The sequence below is a fragment of the Pseudomonas sp. JV245A genome (assembly GCF_032424515.1).
GTDB classification, from domain to species: Bacteria; Pseudomonadota; Gammaproteobacteria; order Pseudomonadales; family Pseudomonadaceae; genus Aquipseudomonas; species Aquipseudomonas protegens.
The window spans coordinates 1-238 of record NZ_VYKE01000664.1; the positions used below are offsets into that span (position 1 = coordinate 1).

Below are 238 nucleotides of genomic sequence, written 5' to 3' on the forward strand. Positions count from 1 at the left end.
GCGGCTCCAGCCAGTACAGGCCACGGGAGCTGGTGCGTTGCAGTTGCAGCGGCAGCTGGCGCTGTTCGGCCTGGGTGGCGATGGCCTTGGCCACTTCATCGGCGCCCACGGCGCGGGCCAGGGAATCACAGGGCAGGTAGAGGCTGGGCATCACGCGTCCTCCCGGCAGCTGTCGAGCAGTGCGTCCAGGCGCTCGGCGCTCAGGCGTGCATGCAGCTGGCCATCCAGCTCCAGGGCT

At 70.2% G+C, this 238-nt stretch carries 1 pseudogene; it reads right to left on the reverse strand.

The annotated features are described in order from the left end of the window. Positions 1-150: 150 nt before the first annotated feature. Positions 151-238, reverse strand: a pseudogene (locus F6S12_RS33520) (formate dehydrogenase); the annotation flags it as partial.